General features: G+C 35.1%; 19 protein-coding genes. 1 reads left to right on the top strand and 18 read right to left on the bottom strand.

Going from position 1 to position 18,510, the window contains the following annotated elements; all coding sequences use genetic code 11:
• The first annotated feature begins 200 nt into the window (after nt 1-200).
• Nucleotides 201-893 carry a hypothetical protein gene (locus B0E34_RS03480; protein WP_087706788.1) on the top strand — a complete coding sequence of 231 codons (693 nt, stop codon included), beginning with the start codon at nt 201-203 and terminating at the stop codon, nt 891-893.
• 30 nt (nt 894-923) lie between these two features.
• On the opposite strand, the gene B0E34_RS03485 is transcribed toward B0E34_RS03480, so the two are convergent.
• The 18 genes from B0E34_RS03485 to kdpA all read right to left on the bottom strand — a co-directional run bounded on the left by B0E34_RS03485 (nt 924) and on the right by kdpA (nt 18,285).
• The gene (locus B0E34_RS03485; protein ID WP_087706790.1) at nt 924-2,141 is read right to left on the bottom strand and encodes a hypothetical protein; all 1,218 of its coding nucleotides are present in this window, start codon (nt 2,139-2,141) and stop codon (nt 924-926) included.
• 227 nt (nt 2,142-2,368) lie between these two features.
• A complete protein-coding gene (locus tag B0E34_RS03490; protein WP_087706792.1) occupies nt 2,369-3,001 on the bottom strand; it encodes an FEKKY domain-containing protein in 633 nt (210 codons plus the stop codon).
• A 9-nt stretch (nt 3,002-3,010) separates the two neighbouring features.
• On the bottom strand, nt 3,011-3,667 hold the full coding sequence (locus tag B0E34_RS03495) for a hypothetical protein (protein WP_087706794.1): 657 nt from the start codon (nt 3,665-3,667) through the stop codon (nt 3,011-3,013).
• A 5-nt stretch (nt 3,668-3,672) separates the two neighbouring features.
• Complete coding sequence (locus tag B0E34_RS03500) at nt 3,673-4,407, bottom strand: protein phosphatase 2C domain-containing protein (protein WP_087706796.1); 735 nt, start codon at nt 4,405-4,407, stop codon at nt 3,673-3,675.
• 36 nt (nt 4,408-4,443) lie between these two features.
• Nucleotides 4,444-4,839, bottom strand: a complete 396-nt coding sequence (locus B0E34_RS03505; protein ID WP_076392074.1) for an immunity 22 family protein — start codon at nt 4,837-4,839, stop codon at nt 4,444-4,446.
• 58 nt (nt 4,840-4,897) lie between these two features.
• The gene (locus B0E34_RS21095) at nt 4,898-5,089 is read right to left on the bottom strand and encodes a hypothetical protein (RefSeq protein WP_123956527.1); all 192 of its coding nucleotides are present in this window, start codon (nt 5,087-5,089) and stop codon (nt 4,898-4,900) included.
• Nucleotides 5,090-5,112: 23 nt separating this feature from the next.
• Nucleotides 5,113-5,514 carry a hypothetical protein gene (locus tag B0E34_RS03510; RefSeq protein WP_087706798.1) on the bottom strand — a complete coding sequence of 134 codons (402 nt, stop codon included), beginning with the start codon at nt 5,512-5,514 and terminating at the stop codon, nt 5,113-5,115.
• Between the two features lie 408 nt (nt 5,515-5,922).
• Nucleotides 5,923-6,222: a hypothetical protein gene (locus B0E34_RS03515; RefSeq protein ID WP_087706800.1), complete on the bottom strand. Its 300-nt coding sequence runs from the start codon at nt 6,220-6,222 to the stop codon at nt 5,923-5,925.
• A 26-nt stretch (nt 6,223-6,248) separates the two neighbouring features.
• Nucleotides 6,249-7,544, bottom strand: coding sequence for a DUF389 domain-containing protein (locus tag B0E34_RS03520; RefSeq protein ID WP_087706802.1), 1,296 nt, complete (start codon nt 7,542-7,544; stop codon nt 6,249-6,251).
• A 202-nt stretch (nt 7,545-7,746) separates the two neighbouring features.
• Complete coding sequence (locus tag B0E34_RS03525) at nt 7,747-8,415, bottom strand: hypothetical protein (RefSeq protein WP_087706804.1); 669 nt, start codon at nt 8,413-8,415, stop codon at nt 7,747-7,749.
• Between the two features lies 1 nt (nt 8,416).
• The gene (locus B0E34_RS03530; protein WP_087706806.1) at nt 8,417-8,896 is read right to left on the bottom strand and encodes a hypothetical protein; all 480 of its coding nucleotides are present in this window, start codon (nt 8,894-8,896) and stop codon (nt 8,417-8,419) included.
• A 14-nt stretch (nt 8,897-8,910) separates the two neighbouring features.
• Nucleotides 8,911-9,423 (bottom strand): hypothetical protein, encoded by a 513-nt coding sequence (locus B0E34_RS03535; RefSeq protein WP_228423007.1) that lies wholly within the window; start codon nt 9,421-9,423, stop codon nt 8,911-8,913.
• A 129-nt stretch (nt 9,424-9,552) separates the two neighbouring features.
• Nucleotides 9,553-11,268, bottom strand: a complete 1,716-nt coding sequence (locus B0E34_RS03540; RefSeq protein WP_087706809.1) for a HAMP domain-containing sensor histidine kinase — start codon at nt 11,266-11,268, stop codon at nt 9,553-9,555.
• A gap of 6 nt (nt 11,269-11,274) precedes the next feature.
• Nucleotides 11,275-12,387 carry a histidine kinase gene (locus B0E34_RS03545; RefSeq protein ID WP_087706811.1) on the bottom strand — a complete coding sequence of 371 codons (1,113 nt, stop codon included), beginning with the start codon at nt 12,385-12,387 and terminating at the stop codon, nt 11,275-11,277.
• 115 nt (nt 12,388-12,502) lie between these two features.
• Complete coding sequence (locus B0E34_RS03550; RefSeq protein WP_087706813.1) at nt 12,503-13,588, bottom strand: porin; 1,086 nt, start codon at nt 13,586-13,588, stop codon at nt 12,503-12,505.
• A gap of 11 nt (nt 13,589-13,599) precedes the next feature.
• Complete coding sequence (gene kdpC / locus B0E34_RS03555) at nt 13,600-14,148, bottom strand: K(+)-transporting ATPase subunit C (protein ID WP_087706815.1); 549 nt, start codon at nt 14,146-14,148, stop codon at nt 13,600-13,602.
• A gap of 94 nt (nt 14,149-14,242) precedes the next feature.
• Nucleotides 14,243-16,282: a potassium-transporting ATPase subunit KdpB gene (gene kdpB, locus B0E34_RS03560; RefSeq protein WP_087706817.1), complete on the bottom strand. Its 2,040-nt coding sequence runs from the start codon at nt 16,280-16,282 to the stop codon at nt 14,243-14,245.
• Between the two features lie 308 nt (nt 16,283-16,590).
• Nucleotides 16,591-18,285, bottom strand: a complete 1,695-nt coding sequence (gene kdpA, locus B0E34_RS03565; protein ID WP_087706818.1) for a potassium-transporting ATPase subunit KdpA — start codon at nt 18,283-18,285, stop codon at nt 16,591-16,593.
• Nucleotides 18,286-18,510 lie beyond the last annotated feature (225 nt).

The raw sequence follows: 18,510 nt of genomic DNA on the forward strand, positions 1-18,510 counted from the left end.
TTTCCCGAACTGGATAAATGCATAGATGGCAAGGACAACTAAATATAATTCAATATTTTAGCGTCGAGTTCACGTTATTTAATGATGTCAAATTTATTGTGACGAATTAAAATAAACTTACGGCTTTCCGTAATTCAAATTTTAATTATTGATTTTAAAGTTCAGAAGAGTATTATTCTTAATTTTAAATAAAAATTTTGATGAAATTTTTATTTCTGCTTTTCCCTCTCATTATCTTTTCCCAAGCGAAAAAGGATTCTATTTATGAAAATTATATATATTCAAAAGCGAAATGCATTGAAGAAAATAAAAAAGATAAGATTCTGTATGATAAACTAAAGCGTGAAGCTTCCGAAATGGATTTCAATTCTTTAACCAGAACCTTAATAGATGATTTGGATGAGCGACAATTTACCAGAAGATACATTAATTTCAGATACAGTATTTTTAGATTAGAATGTGGAAGTTTCGATCTTGGCGAATATGAATGTGAAAAATACAATCTCAAAGATCCGTTTTATAATCTTCGAAATTGGACCACTGATGATTTGATTTATTTAGGGAAAAAATTTAAAGATAAATTTATCATTCCAAGTTCGGTTGGCAGTGGTTTTGGATATTATGAAGGATATTATTACGTGGATAAAGAAGATGCAGAAAAATTCAAGAAATTTAGTGTAGGAAAAGTGAAGGAGTCCGGAGCAGAATTTTACTACTATTCCAAAAATAGTAAAGATTCTTTGGAAATCTCAGGAAATACAGGGATGGATTATGTTCAATTTAGTTTTTATAATCTGCCGGATCATCAGGTAAAAGTTTATCAGTATATCAACAGTAAAAAAACAGTAAAAACCTACGAATACAAATATGATAAGTGGGAAATTATTGAATAATTTATTGAATTTACATCAAACCTTTCCCTTTCATTTCCTGATAAACCAGTCCCAGACAGCTTTGTCCTTCCGTATTTTCGTCCAGTACATATCATGAACTTTGATGCTGTAGAGCATAATAAAATCAATAATGCTGAATTTTCCGATAGCATAAACTTCGTAATTGATATTATACGGCTTATTGGAAGCTCCTTTAAAAGAGATTTCAGAGTCTCCGGCAATTCCGTCTTTTCTGAAGTTGGAACCTAAAGCATCGGCTGCAGAATACACATTAAACCATTGAAGCTGATCTCCGGGTTGGGTTTGGCGATTGTTGTAAAATTCAGGATAATAAGAATTTACAAATTCATAAGGTGTTCCGATGGTAATGATGGCTTCGCAGTATTGTAAAGCGTTTTTAGAGGCTTTTACACCATAAGGAAAGACATAGTCCAACGCAAGAACACTTCCGAAACTGTAGGCGTGAAAATGAATTTTACAGTCCTTTTCATTTTCCGTAATGTAATCTACAAGATGTTCTAAATTTCCCTGAATCAGTTGTTTTTTTGCGCCGTGCTGCAAATAATCGTTGGCGCAGACGAAATTGGTGGCGAGATCTGTGATAATGGTATTGGCGTTTGGAACAAGCAATACCAAGAGCGCTGTAAATAATACAATCATTCTTGAAAGCCAATGAAAGTCGATATTAAAAGAACAGCCATTGGGAAAATCAATAAAAATTCCTTTCATCGAAATATATTTCAGGTTTCCAATGGGAATCTGCTTCCTCAGTTCAGTCATTTTTCCGTTTTCAAGAAACTGACCTGTAGCTTCGAGAACGGCAGGGAACATCAGAACCAAAGAAACCGATAAAATCAAAAATATGGAGAAAACATACATTAACTGTCCCGGTCTTGAATAGTTTTGGGGAATAAAGATTCGTTTGATGATTAATGGAAATTTCCTGATAACCAATGCGAAAAGCCAGAAACTTTTGTAAATAAGCGTCCTTCCTTTGAAATCCTCGGTGAGAATTTCGTTGTATTTGAAGTCGTAAAATTTGTAAACGGGATTTTCGGATGATTCTTTTTCGAAAATGCTTACAACAGTACTTCCCCTGCTTTTGCTGTAATGGATTTTTTCGATTTTGGTTTCGTACTGGTAACCATTTGTATTGAAATTGATTTCATTTTTTAACCGTTCTGCATAATTTTCAACCGAATTACTTTTTGAAATTCCCAATCCGGATATATAGATTCCTATTTTCATGGCTGAGCGTTTTTTAAGAAGTAAAAATTAGATGAAAAGATGAATTAAGAATCCATCCTGTATGACGATAAAAAAGAAGTAATTTATCCTGAATTTTCGGATAACTGATGTTGAGATAATTTCATGTTTATAGTTTTTAAGGCTATTAAAATCAATTTAAATAACTGATTGTTAGTTTGTTTTAAATTTAGCGATTTTTTTCTTAGAAACTAAATTATTAATGAAAATTATTTTTGAGTAGATAATTCGGCTAATTTCAGTTTGTTGATTTCATTCTGCATTTTACTTTCCCAGTCTTTTCCATTTCTTTTTTCTAAGTACGGCTTTACTGTTTCGATATATTTTTCCTGAGCTTTACTATCAATTTCGTCTATGGTACAACCTGTATTTTCACTTTTAATTCCATACTTTTTTTGAATGCTGTCAATTTTTACATCCATTTTATTGTTTGGTAATTCAAATCCTCCGGTAAATCTAAAAGTAACCTGATCATTTTTAATATCTTCTTTCGCCTGTTGGATGTATTCATTCTCAATTTTTGTAATTACTTTTCGGGTATTAAAGAAAGTGCTTAAATTATAATAACCTATCCATAAAAGCATTATTCCGCACAAAATGGTGAAAGCCAGAAGAAATCTGTTTTTAGGGCTTAAATTCTTAATTCTGACATGGCTTATTAACCATGAAATAAGAATAAAAAAAGCAATAATAAAAAGAAGATAATGCGGCTGACTTTCCGAAATAACGGTCAGGAAATCAAATTTCATCGGATAAAGAATAAGATAATTTCCTAAAGTATAAACAACGATAAGCAGGGATAAAACAGCTATAGTAATGCGAAGTAACTTTTTAGAAATCATCTTATTAAGTTATGATAAAGCAAATGTAAGGAAAGCTGTAAACATAATTCCGCTGATCAGTAAGATAAAAATGGCTGATTTTTTTATATCGTCCAGTGTTCTGCCTTCTTTTAAAATCAGTTTTCGGAAATCTCCTGAAATTAAGGTGAGTAAAGCTGTGGTAAAAAGTAATCCCAATGCTGTACAGACTCCCGTACCAAAAGGTTTTCCCTCTTTATTCCCCCAAAAAAACGGAATAAAATCATACAAAAAAAGCGGATACCAAATTATTGTAAAAATGATTTTCACAAAAGGTTTTAATGGAAATCCGCCCTGTTTTTGCTGCTGAACGATCGTTAAATCTTTTTCGATTGAAGGAAAATTAGTTTTCTCCAAAAATCCGGTCTTTTTAATTTCGCTGATTACAAATTCAGGATCTGTCATTGTCCAGAACACAACGTGCTGATTGTAGTTGTCAACTCTGTGCAGAATTTTGATACCTTTTCCGATGATAGGAACTGAAGAATAGGGTTTTATCGAAATAATATCCTGTGGCTGAAAGATAAGATTTCCTACCAGTGAAGCATTTATTTTCAGGGTATTTTCTTCTACGTGTAAATTTGCGAAAGGGTAGGTTGCATTGGCTCTGCCGATTCTCGCGCCGCCTGTGAGGGAAAATGTTTTCATTTGTGTTATTTTATAATTCTTATGATGGCAAGATCATCAGTCGGTTTCATTCCGTAATGATGTTCAATTTTTTTTAATTTCAGGGAAAGCATTTCTTCAGATTCAACATTGCTTTTATCATAGAGAAGATAGTCTGTCGGATTCATTTTTTCGCTGTGATCTGTCTTTTTATTTGGGATGAAAGATGAAATTCCGTCTGTAGCAATAGAAACATCTTCAAGCTTAGTGAATCGTATTTTCTGAGTCTGATTGCCGTACCATTCTTCGAAATCTTCTTTCAAATGATAGGTCAGATAATCCGGTTTGTTGTCCCTTTCAAATTCTGTGGCTTTTCCATTTACGGAAATAAAACCATCTCCGATACATATGATAATTCCTTCGTCCTTTTTGGTGTCGTAAAGAAGAATAATCAATGTCGTAAGAAGTTCTTTTTCATCAAGCAGTAAATAATTTTTGACGGTTGTAATTTCTTTAAACAGCTCTTTTAAAACAGCTTTTAAATCTTCTTCAGGATCAGAATTTTTCTCTGTTTCGTATAATTCTTTATAACCTTTTTCAATGCATATTTTACGCAGAATTTTCCCAAATAGTGCAGAAGCAAACTGACTTTCCATAGCAGTTGAACATCCATCCATTACAGCACAAAGAATCTTATTGCTCCCTATTTTCTTTGTGATGAGAAAATCTTCGCAATGATTAATGTGGTAATCGCCAATCTGAAGAACAGAATAAATGTTCATTAATAATTTGAAAAAGGTTATAAGTTTTTAAATATTTTATGCAGAATATTCAATTCCTCCGATGTAAACCAAAGAGAAAAAATCTGTTTCTACGGAAGTCGGTTTCGGAATCTGTTTATTCAGGAAAATAATGGAATTGATATCAAAATCAAGGTTCAGTTCGTTGAGTCTGTTGATTAAAATCGGGAGCCACTGTTCGGCAAAAGAATAATCTGCAAATTTTTCGTAAATGGTTCCATTTCCGTTTTCATAGCCGTATTCTACAAAATCGTGATCTAGCCAAATCGTATCCTGAGATTCTGCAAATTTTGAAATAAAAACATCATCAGAATCTTCTTCAAGATAAAAATTTTCATCTTCTTCCACAAATTCATAAAAATCTTCCTCGCTTTTGAAATTTCCTACCCAAAAGTCTAATGTGTCTGTAGTCATTTGCTTTTCTAATTTTAAACGTAATAAAGATCAAAGGTAAAATAATATTTGGAGATTTTTAAAACAGATATTTAAGTATTTCGTTGGCAATGGCAGAATCTTTTTTGGGAATTTGGGTACAACGTGTCTGAAATTCATCCCGTGAAATTTCTTTTTCGGAGTATAAATAGTGTTCAAACCACACTTTTCCTTTCGATTTCACAAACTTTTTATCGAGAGCCGGAGCAATCATGTAAAGCCGAGTCGTCATGGATTCTTTATCTGAAAGTAAATTTAAGCATTATTTAAAGTTAAAATCATCATGATTAACATCGTTAAAAAATAATATAATAACGTCGAACTAAGATATAAAACACAAAATATAACATTGAAAGTAAAATAGCCTCGAATAATCGGAATGTTTTCCAAGAGACTGTTGATCCCGAAAAGCATTAAGAAATATCTGGGAACAGCAAAGTTAATCATCACCAGAAACAAGCAGTTTTCCAAACCTTTATATTCAAAGAAATGTGGAGTAACAATAATGATATACAAACTTGCCAAAATAGTAATCATGAAAAGTACCGTTAAATATATTTTCACCTTCATCTGCTTATTTTTCCTCCTGAAAAAGAGGAAATAGTGGAAATTTGAAATTGCCAGTAAAGCGGTAAAAAAGATTAAAGTTTCCGGCATATTGAAAGGTTATTATCCACATTTAATTCAAGTGTGTAATGATTATTAGTCAAGTTTCTGAAAGTCTGATTGTAGTTTTTCAGAAATCAAATTCTCATGAATTAAATATTTTTTCATCATTTTCAAGAATCTCTTTGACTTTTTGAGAAATTCCTTTTCAAAATGCTCTTCACCGGTTTCTTTAAGATTAAAATATGCGCGATGAATGAAACGTCCTGAACCTTCATAATTTTTACTTGTAAATAAAGTTCCTACTAAAGAAAGGTAAGAAACAAAATTATACTGAAGGTGATTTCTTTTCAGATAATCTGTTGGAAGATTGGCGAATACATATGAAAACTCTTTAATAATATCAATTCCGCCAATTTGTTTTTCTCTTTCTATTACAAAATAATCGTCTGTGATTTCTCATTCAAAATCGGCTTCTAAAACATAGTAACCTACAGGATCCCAATAACCAGCTTCAACATCCGCTGAATCGTAAAAAATTATTTTGGTATTAATGGTATTTGTATAAAAATGATGGTGAATATTAAATTGATGTCCTCCAAAAAAGATCTTCATTCCCTCTTTCTTGTAACCTTTAAGAAAATCAGGGTCATTTTCATTTTCTATATGAAATAATTTTTCAAAGCTATCGAATGCTTTTTCTTTAAGATGGTGCTTTTTACAAATTTCGACTAACTGTAAAGCAATATTATTTTTCATCTCTTGTATTAACAATTAAAAATAGTCTATTTTTCGCTTGTATTCATCAAAATAACCTTATTCACTTTCAGCTTGTTTTGCAGCCAGACTTTTAGTTTATCTTCGTCTATTTTTGCATCGGTCTTATACAAAAAGGCAGTTTCTACGCTTAATGAATCCTTGGTATAAAAATTTTGAAGTCTTCCGACAGCAAACTCTTTTACTTCAGGAAAAAGAATCTGGATTTCTTTATTTAATTCAGAATTATCCATTTTATATTCACCCAGTTCATTTTTCAGCTCCTTAATTTGCAGATCTTTTTCTGAAAAAGTGGTTTTCTGAAGATTGATTTCATTGAGGATTTCCGACTTCAAATCGGAGGTATTCTGTTTAATACTCAGCTTGGTATTGCTGATTCCGAAATCTTTGAGCGAGTTATTGAGCTTTTTAATTTCCGCACTGTCAAACTTTTTGGTTAAAAATGCCAGTTCAATAGATTTCGGATTAGAATGATAATCTACCTTTTTATAAATAACCGTATATCCGTTCTTAGAAAATTCACTGTTAATAAACTTCTCTACATTCTGAGAATATTTTTTTTCGTTCAGTAAATTATAAGCAAGATAACAGCTTGGAACAATCATAACTACGATTAAAATAGAAATTCCGTAGCGGATTCTTTTTTCAACAGTTTTGTCTGCGGTTTGTACTGCCTGATATTTCAGTAATTTAATAATTAAAAAAGTTGAAATACAGATGAAAAAGCAATTAATAGTATAAAGATAAAATGCTCCCGCCACAAACGAAAAATTTCCTGTAGCAATTCCGAAGCCCACCGTACAAAGTGGAGGCATTAATGCAGTCGCAATGGCAACTCCCGGAATAGGATTTCCTTTTTCAACTCTTGTAATAGAAATCGCACCCACTATTCCTCCGAAAAATGCAATTAAAACATCATATATAGTTGGAGCCGTTCTTGCGAGAAGTTCTGACTGTACCTCTTTAAATGGACTTAAATAAAAATAAATTGCGGAAACGGCAAGGCTTACAAAAGTAGCGATCAGAAGATTTTTTAATGATTTTTTCAACAGTCCGAAGTTAAAGGTTGCCAAAGCAAAACCAGCTCCTACAATAGGACCCATTAAAGGCGAAATCAACATAGCACCGATAATTATCGCAGTAGAATTTACATTTAATCCTACCGAAGCAATTAAAATGGCACAGGCTAAAATCCACAGGTTTGATCCTCTGAAGGATATATTATTCGTTACATTTTCAAGAACCAGTTTAGGATTTTCTTCCCCTGTATGAAGGTTTAAGAAATCAGAAATAGTATTTTTCATATCAGAAAGTGTATTTAAGAGACTTAAATTCAAACTGTGAATTGCCGAATTAAATTAAAGGCGGAATGAGTACTGTTTTCATTCCGCCTTTAGCAAATATACATAATTTCATATAATTTAATAATATTCCTGTGTACTTACTGAAGTATAACAAGAAGAGATTTGGAGTTTTTTTTCATGAATCTGAAAATCGGATTTGTCATTAATAATCAATTCCATAAATTAAGATCTTATCAATTTCAGGAATATTCAAGTTTTCTTTTTTATTAATTCTAATGAGCTGCTCAGCAAAATGTTCAAGTTCTTTTTTTACATTTTCAATTGCTGTTCTTAATGATTCTTTATCTACTTCAATTTGATCTTCCGAAACCGGATAAGCATAACTTTCTTGGGGCATCGAATGTAAAAAATCGAAAATGATCTTATGTTCCTGTATTTTAACTTTCGGAGAGGGATGTCCTGTATAAAAACAATGATTCCCTTCGTCGGAAACAAGATCTTCCCATTCAGTAATGTGTTTAAGCCTTCCACAACATTGTGGAAAATAGGTGTCGACATCATTAATCTTTAAAATGTAACCGCCGTCCATAGAACACACCAAATCATCAATTCCGCGATTTTCTTCAGTCTGCTGTATTTCAATTTCTCTGTAAATGATTTTCAACAGATCTGCATCAGAAATTTCACTTATTCTGTAAAAAGAAGAACTTTTAAAATAAGCTTTGAAACTTTCGGAAAAACCAGTCTTTAGATTCGCGGAAATATTATAATTTTCCCACTCATCCGGAAATTCTAAAGACGAACCGGAAGGCATTTCCAGATCCTCATCGTAATTTGAGACTTCGATAACGGGGATAAGTTCTATTTTCATATTAATACATTCTGCGGCTTTTGCCTTCTAATGTTTTTTCTAAAATGGAAAGCTGTTCATCAGAAAGATTTTTCAGTATAATTTGACGGCTTCTGTTCATCAGATGATCAGGATAATAAACAAGTTTAACACTTTTTCGGTCAATTTTATATTCTCTGAGCAAAACAGCTCTTTTAGTATTTTTCCTGTTGGAATTTGAAAAAAATAAATTCGTAATCCGCCCCGGAATAAAACCGAAACTTTTCAGAAATAAAAAAATTGAATTATCGTTGATCAACAGATCAAATGTACCCAATTCCATTCCCCAACTGAGAAAGCCTTTTTCTGTAATTATTGTTCCGCTGATATTTTTAAGCTCAATTGAATTTTCCTGTCTGTAATTTTTAATGGTATTTTTCTTCTGAATGAAATAATAAATACCGACAATGATTGCAGAACAGATTGATGCTATAAAGAAGTAATAGATAGGAACTTCAGGCATTTTCAGATAAAAAATTAATTATTAAATATAGAGTTTTTCCAGGCAGTAAGCATTTCGTCTCCCTTTTCAGGATCCATGAACATAATATTTACAGAAAAATCTTTTTTACCGAAAAGCCTGCTGAACATTAACATTTTCATAGATATTCCGTTAGGCAATGCTATTTCGAAAGTATTTTTGTAAAAAAGAAGGTTGTTTATCTTTTCTTTGGTTCTTGTGTTGGTAACCTTTGTATTTGGCATATTTTCTTTGAAAGATTTATAAACAATATCATTTATAAATGCATTAGCTTCTTCATAACTGCCATCTGTTTTGGTATCAAAGGGCTGATAATTAGTTTCCAGATAATTAAAATTTCCGGATTTTACGACAAATATCGTTTTACTTTGATTAATAACGTCTTGTCCAACAGTTTTTTCTAAAGCCTGTTCTCCTTTTCCTTGAAATCTTGCCCATTCTTCATGATCTACTTTTTCAAAACCTTCCGGAATCTGAATTTTCCATTTAAATTCGGTACTGTAAAACATAGAACCTGAATTTTGAGCATATAGATTAGAAGATATAACAATAGAGAACAGAATGTAGAAAAAGCTTTTCATGGTTATACTAAATTTTAAAAGTTCAAATGTATAAAACTTATCTGTAAAGTTCCATTTTTAGGCGATGGGCAACACAAAATAAAAAGTACTTCCCTGATTTAAAGAACTTTTAACGCCGATTTCTCCATTTTGTTTCTCAATGAAATTTTTAGAAATTGCAAGTCCTAAACCGGTTCCGTTCTGATGTTCTCCCGGAACCTGAAAATAGCGGTCGAAAATCTGTCGCTGATATTTCTCTTCAATCCCTTTTCCGGTATCGGTGATGCTGAATTTAATTCCCGAATGTTCTTTTTCAACCGAAATCAGGATATTTTCATCCTGAAAAGAATGTTTAATAGCATTGCTCAGGAAATTATTCATTACCCAGACTGTTTTATCAAAATCAGCCAAAACAAAGTCCTTTTCATCCGTCAGAAACTGGGTTTGGATCGAAATGTTTTTCTGTTCCGCCAGTTTTTCCACATTTTTTACAGCAGTCTGTACCATTTCTTTTGGAGCACAGCTTTCGATATTCAGGCGGATGTTTCCGGTTTCCACTTGAGATAAATTCAACAGTTCTCCCGTAATATCAAGCAGTCTTTGTCCGTCTTCATTAATGCTTTTTAATAATTCTTTCTGCTGATCATTCAGTTCCCCGAATTTTTGATTTTCCAAAAGCTGAACGCCCATCTTTATAGCAGAAATAGGAGTTTTTAGTTCATGCGAAATGGTGGCGATAAAGTTGGTTTTTGCAAAATCCAGTTCTTTAAAAGGTGTAATATTTCGCAGCAGGATAACCTTTCCGATGTATTTTTTTTCCTTTTCTCCCGTCTTTGTAATATTGATCGGGATTACATCCTGCTCAAAATAATTTTCCTTATTGTCGGTTACAATTTTAATAGGATCTTTCTGCGGATGATTGATGTTTTTCAAAAGTTCCCTTATGAGATCATTGTTTACAGCCACTTCATGAACCGTTTTCCCGATAATTTCATCTTTATTGAGATTGGTGATTTTAAGAGCCTCATCATTAATCATATAAATAAAATGATTTTCGTCCAGACCGATTACAGCATCGTGCATATTATTCACTAACGTTTCAATCCGTTTTTTATCCATAAGCTGTTCAGACAATGTGCTGCTTTCATATTCCTGAAGCTTTTCCGCCATGATGTTGAAAGAATTCGCAAGATCATTAAATTCTTCACTTCCCCTGAAATGAACTCTTTCGTTATAATTTTTATTGGCAATCTGTCGGATGCTGAACGTAAGCTGACTGATGGGTTCCGCAATTGTCTGAGGAAGATTAAAAACTAGCGTGATCGCAATTAAAAAACAGATGGTTCCAAGACAGGCGATCCAGAACGTTGCATTTTCTGCTGTTATAATGGCAATATCGCTTTTTCGCTCAATTCCTTTCATATTGAGTGACATGATTTTAACCAGATCTTCACGAATCAGCTTTTCCTTTTCCGGTGAAGGATCATTGATGTAGCTGTTGAAATGAAGATTAAGATTCTGGGTAGCTTCTTTCTCTCCGAATTCCGTTAAATTTCTTTCCTGAAGAAGATTATTTTTCTTAAAATCTTTAATGGCAACTGCGCTGTCGGTTTTCATTTTATCCAGAGCCAGAAGCATATTCTGGGAGAATTCCAGACTATTGTAATTGGCGATAAGAATTTTTTCCGTGTCAGATTTCAGTTTATTGATGTAAAAAGACCCGATAACCGATAGCAAAACAATCAGCACAAATAAAAGACCTACTCCGAGGGTGAGTTTCGTTTTTAGTTTCATTGCATTCTAAGATAAAATAATAATGTCGATCTGTCTTTCATTCAGTCGGTTCATTAACGTGTAGATCCAGCTATAGCCGAAAATTCTCTGCAAAAGATGAGCGTGCGGTTTTCCGATGCATACGGTGGTGATGTTATGCGCAATCACATAGTCCAGAATCCCTTTATGAATACTGCTTTCCTTCTGCCGGATCACTTTGGCTCCCAATTCCTGAGCTAAATTAAAATTATTAATCAGAAATCGCTGCTTGTTCAGTGCAATTTTTTCAGGATTTTCTGAAGGTTTCTGGATATAAAGAACGGTCCACGGACTGTTGTAATAACTTGCCAGTCTTGCCGTTTTCCGGATGATATTTTTGGCTATTTTCTCGTTGCTGCTGATGCAGGCAAGAAATTTTATGGGCTTAAAATTTTCAGTTTTGATCTCCGTTTCCACCTTTCTTTCAACATGGGTTGCCACTTCTTTTAAAGCCAGTTCCCGAAGCTGCAAAATATGTCCGCTTTGGAAAAAATTGCTTAAAGCGGTTTGGATTTTCTCTTTTTTGTAAATTTTTCCTTCTTTCAGGCGCGTTAGAAGTTCGTCGGCGGTTAAATCGATGTTGACTACCTCATCCGCCAAAGCCAGAATTTTATCAGGAACCCGTTCCGAGACTTCTATTCCGGTGATCTTTTTTACTTCTTCATTCAGGCTTTCAATATGCTGAATATTCATCGCACTAATGACGTTGATTCCATTATCCAGAATTTCCAGAACATCCTGCCATCTTTTTTTATTTTTTGAACCTTCAATGTTTGTGTGAGCCAGTTCGTCCACCAAAACAACTTCGGGATGGGTATTAATAATGGTCTGAAGATCCATTTCCTCCAGATTTTTACCTTTATAAAAAGAAGACCGTCTCGGTATTTCTGGGATTCCGTCTGTTAAAGCGACAGTTTCTTCTCTTCCGTGGGTTTCAATGTAGCCAATTTTTACGTCAATTCCGTTTCGCAAAAGAGCATGCGCTTCCTGAAGCATACGGAAGGTTTTTCCTACACCCGCGCTCATTCCGATGTAGATTTTAAATTTCCCTTTTCTGGATTTCTGGATGAGTTCTAAAAAATCTTTTGCTGAAGAAGACATGGCTTTTATTGTTTTAATTTTATTTTAAAGGATTATCATCGTTATCAAAGTCATTACAAACCTCACAGGTTTTTAAAACCTGTGAGGTTTCCTGCTTTAGACTTAATAATTTCTCTTAAAACCAGGCAGCTAAACTGGTGGTGATGAAAAAATTTCCCTGTCTTAAATTGTCATTTTTTACAAAAATGGCATCTTTGGAAGTAAATCCTCTTGCTTCCGTACGGAAAACCACATTTTTCAGGATCTGATAATCAACATTCAGAGAATATCCGAAAGTCTGAAATCCATTAGGCGTTTCCGTAGCGATGATAACCCCGTTTTTATCGCTGAAATATTCCACACGTCCCGCAAGACTCCACTGATCGTCAAACTGATACTTCATCAATACGTTTGGAGAATACCAAAGGTTGTAGCTTTCACTTCCTTTTTCTTTCTGTTCGGCTCCGATATCAAAACCTAACGTTGTTGAGAAATGATCCGTCAACTGAAAATTTCCGTACAGATCATGGAAGTAACGCATTCTTTTATCATCCTGCGGTTTATCGTTTCCTATGAATGAACTGCTGTTCAGTGTAATCTTCTCGTTGGGTTTAAAAGTAATCTGATGCCCGAAAGAAAGACTTTTATTTCCTTCAGCTTTTGCAATTCTCTGCCATCCGTTTAAAACAAGACCGCTCAGAAACCATTTTCCGTTATCCGAAGTGTAAGAAACTTTGGCTCCGGTTTCGAAATAGGGAGAATTTTCTGCCGCGAGACTTCTGGTAAGATTAACGTTATCTTTCCCGATTGCGCTTTCCCACCCAATGTGCGACGGCATGATCCCTGCATCGATCCACAGATTTTTTGTTTTGGAAATTTTAATTCCGATATTCGCTTCATTTACATATTTCAGAGCGTCCTGTTCCGCAGCCAGATTATCCTGTGCATAAGTTCCTGCCATCAGAGCGAGATTGGCGCGCATCCTGTCGTTTTCATAGTTGGCTTTAATGAATCCTAAATTGAGGTTAACTTCATTGTGCCTGTTGTAGCTGTACAAAAAGTTCTGGCGGTTTCCTCCGGAAGGTTCATTGAAATCATAGGTGTAAAAAAGTTCAGCATAAGCAGAGATTTTCAGCTTGGTATCGGTTTTTGCAGAGTCTGTGTTTTGTGCCTTCGGTAAGAAAAATCCTGCAAGTAAGAATGCCGCAATATATTTTTTCATAAAATTTTACTTTATTTAAGCTGATCCAGAGCAATGTTAAGTTTTAATACATTTACTTTTGATGGACCGAAAATAGATGTTTCTGTTTGATTTTTGATAAGTTGTTCCAGTTTTTCTGAACTGATATTTCTGTTTTTTGCCACTCTTTTAATCTGATAAAGCGCGCCTTCCGGAGAAATGTCCGGATCAAGTCCGCTTCCGCTTGCTGTTACGAGTTCTACAGGCACTTTTGCGTTCTGCATTTCGGGATTCATCATTTTTAAAGTGTCAATTCTTTTCTGTACGGTCTGAAGATATTCTTCGTTGCTTGGTCCTTTATTGCTTCCCGCACTTCCTGCCGCATTGTAATCTACCGCAGAAGGACGACCGTGAAAATATTTCGGAGACGTAAAATTCTGTCCGATATTGGCGTAAAATTTCTGTCCTTTAAAATTAATAATTTCTGCATTTCCCTGAGTCGGTAAAACTTTAGAACCTGCGTAGACAATTCCTAAATATATTCCGACAATTACAAGCATTACCAATGTAAGTCTGGATGCTGATAAAATATGATTTTTCATTTGAATTAAATTTTTGAGTTGAGTAGAAGGAAGATGGAAGAAGGGTGACGGAAGTTAAAATATTACGTTCCATTTCCAGCTTCAAACTTCCAGTCTAATAAAAAAGACTTATAACTAAATCGATGAGCTTTATTCCGAAAAATGGGGCAATAATTCCGCCCAGTCCGTAGATTAAGAGATTTCTTCTCAATAATGCGCTGGCTCCGATCGGTTTGTAAGCAACACCTTTCAAAGCTAAAGGAATAAGGATCGGGATGATGATGGCGTTAAAAATAATCGCAGATAAAATCGCAGATTCAGGGCTGTGAAGATTCATAATATTCAGCTTCTGAAGTGCCGGAATAAACGTGATGAACAATGCCGGAATAATCGCAAAATATTTAGCAACATCATTCGCTATACTGAAAGTTGTTAACGTTCCGCGTGTCATCAGTAACTGTTTTCCGATTTCCACAATTTCAATAAGCTTCGTAGGATCATTATCTAGATCCACCATATTTCCTGCTTCTTTCGCTGCCTGTGTTCCGCTGTTCATTGCTACGCCCACATCGGCTTGTGCAAGTGCGGGAGCATCGTTGGTTCCGTCTCCCATCATAGCAACCAGTTTTCCTTCCTGCTGCTCTTTTTTAATGTAGTTCATCTTATCTTCCGGTTTTGCTTCGGCGATAAAATCGTCTACTCCGGCTTTTTCAGCGATAAATTTTGCGGTTAAAGGGTTGTCTCCGGTTACCATTACTGTTTTCACGCCCATTTTTCTTAACCTCTGAAAACGCTCCTGAATTCCGGTCTTGATGATGTCCTGAAGTTCGATAACTCCCCAGACTTTTTCATTAACAGAAACAACTAAAGGAGTTCCTCCGTTTTCGGAAATTCTGGTAACGGCTTCCTGTGTTTCGGAAGGGAAAATATTTCCCGCTTTTTCCGTCAGTTTTTTAATGGTGTCATAGGCTCCCTTTCGGATTCTCGTGTTTTCAAAATCGATTCCTGAAGTTCGGGTTTCAGCCGTAAAATCAATATAAACCGGATTGGGAACAAGTAAATCTTCGGATTTTAAATGGCTTAATTCGATAATCGATTTTCCTTCAGGTGTTTCATCCGCAACGGAACTCAGTGCCGAAGCTTTGATGAATTCATCAAGCTGAATTCCATTTGAAGGATGAAATTGGGTTGCTTTACGGTTTCCGATGGTAATGGTTCCTGTTTTATCCAGAAGCAGTACATCAATATCTCCCGCAGTTTCAACGGCTTTACCACTTTTGGTGATCACGTTGGCTCTCAAAGCTCTGTCCATTCCCGCGATTCCGATTGCAGAAAGCAGACCGCCAATCGTTGTGGGAATCAAACAAACGAAAAGTGAGATAAATGCCGCAATGGTAATCGGTGTCTGCGCGTAGTCTGCAAAAGGTTTCAGGGTAACGGTTACGATAATAAAGGTAAGCGTAAAACCTGCTAAAAGTATGGTTAATGCGATTTCGTTGGGTGTTTTCTGTCGGGAAGCACCTTCCACAAGAGCAATCATTTTATCTAAGAAAGATTCTCCGGGTTTGGTGGTTACTTTTACTTTTATTCTGTCGGAAAGGACTTTTGTACCGCCTGTTACGGAACTTTTGTCTCCTCCTGCTTCACGGATAACGGGTGCGCTTTCTCCGGTGATGGCAGATTCGTCGATGGTTGCAAGACCTTCGATAATTTCTCCGTCCATCGGGATCTGATCTCCGGCTTCGCAAAGGAAAATATCGCCCAGTTTCATTTCGGCAGATTTTTTCATCACGGTTTCTACCTGAAATCCCTGTTTGTTGCTTACGACAACTTTTGCGGGAGTTTCCTCACGGGTTTTTCGTAAAGTATCCGCTTGCGCTTTTCCTCTTGCTTCAGCAATGGCTTCGGCAAAATTTGCGAATAAAACCGTAAAAAATAAGATAACGAATACTAAAAAATTATAGCTGAAACTGCCTTGAGACTTATCTCCGGTAAGGCTGAAAAGGCTTACAATAAGCATGACAACGGTTCCGATCTCTACGAGAAACATGACAGGATTTTTAAACATGATTTTCGGATTCAGTTTTACGAAAGACTGTTTGATGGCTTCGTTTACCAAATCTTTTTGAAACAATGTCTGAGATTGATTTTTCATTTTGTTTTGAAAGTGTTATATCATTGGAAACCAAAATCAACCATTAAAGCAAATTAATATTAAAGAATAAAAATGGATAATATTAGTTGGGTATGGATGAAAATTGAGACTAGTTTTCTTTATATAATCTGCTTAATGGTTTGAATTGATTTTTGAATTAAATTTTTCTTTTTTTGAAGCATTAAGATTTATTTAAGAAGCGAAGTTTAATCAAGAAATATTCAATGAATATTTTAAACTTAATAATTTGATAAGCTTATTTTTCTTAACATCTTAAATAAGTCTTAATGATTCAATTATTTAATTTTTTATTTAGAAAAATACAGAAGCTGTTCTGCAATCGGACCCAAAGTAAGGGCAGGGAAGAAGGACAGCGCTGCGATCAGAAGAATAACGGCTAACGTCATAAATCCGAAAGTGGCAGTATCTGTTTTCAGCGTTCCCGAGCTTTCAGGAATATATTTTTTCTGTGCCAGTAATCCTGCGATTGCTACCGGACCGATAATCGGGATAAATCTTGATAATAAAAGCACAATTCCTGTGGAAATGTTCCACCACGGAGTGTTGTCTCCCAAACCTTCAAAACCGGAACCGTTGTTTGCAGATGATGAGGTAAATTCGTACAGCATTTCACTAAAGCCGTGGAAACCTGGATTATTCAGCGTTTTTGCTCCGAATTCAGGCAGATAAGCTGTTAAAGCTGTTCCTACCAAGATCAGAAAAGGATGGAATAAAGCCACAATCATTGCGATCTTCATTTCTTTAGCTTCAATTTTTTTGCCTAAAAATTCAGGCGTTCTTCCCACCATTAATCCGCTGATGAATACGGCAAGAATAATGAAAATGAAATAGTTGAGAATTCCGACACCGCATCCGCCGTAGAAACAGTTGATCATCATGGCAAGAAGCTCATTCATCCCCGAAAGCGGCATCGTACTGTCATGCATCGCGTTTACAGATCCTGTTGAAATAACGGTTGTAGCAATGCTCCAGTACGCTGAAGCAGCACTTCCGAAACGTATTTCTTTACCTTCCATCGCTCCAAGATGAGAATCTGTTCCCATTTGCGTAATCAGAGGATTTCCATTGGTTTCGTTAATAACGTTCGGAACGGTTAAAGCCAGAAAACCAATCGTCATGACGGCAAAAATCGTCCATGAAAGTTTTCTTTTCTTCAGATAAAATCCTAAAGCAAAAACCAGTGCAAAAGGAATAATCATCTGAACAATCATTTCCGTCATATTGGTCGTATAATTCGGGTTTTCTAACGGATGCGCCGAGTTGGCTCCGAAAAATCCGCCTCCGTTTGTTCCCAGATGTTTGATGGCAACAAAAGCGGCAACCGGACCTCGCGAAACATCCATTTTGGCTCCTTCCAGAGTGGTAATATGGTCTTTTCCTTCGAAAGTCATCGGACTTCCGTTGGATGAAAGAATGAAAGCAACCACAATGCTTAAAGGCAATAAAATACGGATCACAGATTTGGTGAAGAAATCGTAAAAATTCCCCAGTTCTGTTGTCGTTTTATCTTTGAAAGCTTTGAATAGAACAGCCATTGCAGCCATTCCTGTCGCAGCAGAGACAAATTGCAAAAACATTAAATACAACTGACTGAAATAGCTGACTCCCGTTTCTCCGGAATAGTGCTGCAAATTACAGTTGACTAAAAAAGAGATGGCGGTATTGAATGCTAAATCCGGCGACATATCCGGATTTCCGTCCGGATTCAAAGGGAGCCAGGATTGATTCAGCAAGATAAAAAAGGCAAGAATAAACCATACAAAATTGATGGTTAACATCGCAGACATATTCTGTTTCCAGGTCATTTGACGGTTCGGATTGATGCCTGAGATTTTATAGATCAGATTTTCAGCGGGCTGAAAAATTTTGTCTAAAAAGGTTTTTTTGTAGCCGTATACATTAGCAATATATTTTCCGAGAAAAATACCAATTACTAAGGTAATCGTGAACATGGCAATAATGCCTAAAATTTCTGTGTTCATTATTTTTGGTTAAAATTTTTCAGGTTTTATTAATACATAGCAGATGTACACAAAGGCGATAACGGATAGGAAAAATAAACTCCACATAATTTTTATATTTTATCAAAAAATTCAACGGATTTGTAAGAGATCCAGAATAATAAGGCGCTGAGAAGAATTAAAACGGCTAACATCATACGGCAACAATTAAGGTTAATAAAGTAAATACTACGTAAGATACCATCA

Source organism: Chryseobacterium mucoviscidosis, assembly GCF_002177115.1.
Lineage (GTDB): Bacteria > Bacteroidota > Bacteroidia > Flavobacteriales > Weeksellaceae > Chryseobacterium > Chryseobacterium mucoviscidosis.